The sequence below is a fragment of the Heliobacterium mobile genome (assembly GCF_009720735.1).
In the GTDB taxonomy this organism is placed as follows: Bacteria; Bacillota; Desulfitobacteriia; order Heliobacteriales; family Heliobacteriaceae; genus Heliobacterium; species Heliobacterium mobile.
Map to the genome: position 1 here is coordinate 1 of NZ_WNKU01000081.1, position 1,632 is coordinate 1,632.

Annotated in this window: 2 protein-coding genes; both read right to left on the reverse strand. The window is 44.7% G+C overall.

All coding sequences use genetic code 11. The features are described 5' to 3' along the window. Positions 1-299: 299 nt before the first annotated feature. Entirely contained in the window at positions 300-1,280 is a 981-nt protein-coding gene (locus GJ688_RS19640) for an IS3 family transposase (protein WP_170292176.1), read from the reverse strand. Next, entirely contained in the window at positions 1,226-1,558 is a 333-nt protein-coding gene (locus GJ688_RS19645) for a transposase (protein ID WP_155478156.1), read from the reverse strand. Before GJ688_RS19645 ends, GJ688_RS19640 begins: the two co-directional genes overlap by 55 nt. Positions 1,559-1,632: the final 74 nt, after the last annotated feature.

A 1,632-nucleotide genomic window follows, 5' to 3' on the forward strand; every position in this document is an offset into this window, starting at 1 on the left:
AGATCTCATTTTAGAGAAGGCAAATGGGGAAACTTGTTAAACTAGCGCGACTTAGCCGTCAAGCCTTGACTCGCTGTGGTATTTATTCTATAGGACGGGCGAGGGTGACGGTAGACGGTAACCTATCGTTATCGCCCGTCGGCTTCCCCAGCATACCACAGCGGTCAAGGCCGCTTCGCGCCGCAAGCGGTTGCCGTCTATGTCTGAGGTAGTGCGTAACGGTCACTTTCTGAGAAGAGGACGAGCTCAGGCTCCGGCATCCGGTAACAGGAGAACCACTCTGGTTTGTACACATCGCGTTAGACTCGGACCTCAAGAGGTTTGATTGTACCTACAGATAATTGTTTTCGAAACTCTACCGGAGACAAGTCATAGAGACTGCCGTGAATACGGCGGTGATTATAAAATAAAACAAAATCAACAACGACACGGTACGCTTCCTGGTAGTTCATAAACTCATGCCGTTGTAAACATTCTCTCTCCAAGATGGCATGAAAAGATTCAATGTGTGCATTTTTGTTTGGTGTTTTGGGCGGAATCCGTTCATGTTCAAGACTAAATTCCGCACAAGCTTTCTCAAAGGCATGACTAATAAACTGGGGTCCATTATCGGTTCGGACCACGGGTTTCATGGCTGTCTCAAACTGTTGACGCTTCCAGAGTCCTCGTTGAACCAATTCTACCGCATGGCGAGCTTCACAGGTTACGCCAATATGGTAATCGATCACCATTCGGTCATAGATATCGATAAGGCACATCATGTAGAAGAATCGGTTCTCCCCGGCAATGTATCCGTATTTCACATCGATTTCCCAAAGCTGATTTGAATGGGTAATCTGCCGATTATTCGCCAATCGTCGTGGATACGTTAATCGGATCTTACGTTGAGGTGAGAGAATGCCCAGTTCCTTACATAATCGATAGACTTTTTTCTTGTTAATTACCAAGTGATGCTGACGTTGTAAACATAAAGTAAGTTTTCGATATCCGTATGCATTTTCTTCACCCGTGATGAGTTCAAGTAGGTATTCCTTAATTTGCTCATCACTGACACGTTTTCCGTCAACCGTGCAAGAATATCCCTGAATCGGCCGTCCCCCTTTATATTGACGGACGATGGGGATATCTGATTTTCGTTGTTTTCGGTAATAGTACGTGGCTTCGTGAACCCCGACAATCCGCAGAACTGTAGCTGCGGGGTATCCCCGGGCAATCCATATGTCGGCTATTTCAATTTTGTCAGATAGCCCGGGTTTTTCTTTTTTATTAAATCTCTCAATATGGCAATCTCAAGATCTTTTTCACCGAGAAGTTGCTTTAACCGATCATTCTCGGATTCTAGTTGGACAAATTCTTTCGGAGACGGGACATATGCGGATACTTTCTTCGCATCTTCGGGAGCGTCTTGCCATGATTTATGTTTCGATTGTTGAATCCAACGATAGAGCATGTTCACATGGACCTCATGGCGACGAGCAACCTGCGCAATATTTCCGCATTCTCGAGCTTCTTGTATTACTTGCTCTTTAAATTCCTTTGGATACTGTTTCCTTGTCATTTCCTATCCCCTCCGTATTTATAAGTTTAACTTATAAGGGGATAAGACTCAAATACCTTTACGGGGCTAAATAG

What these genes read in the sequence shown, in the direction of transcription:
- GJ688_RS19645 (WP_155478156.1), bottom strand. Translation starts at nt 1,558, where the DNA reads ATGACAAGGAAACAGTATCCAAAGGAATTTAAAGAGCAAGTAATACAA.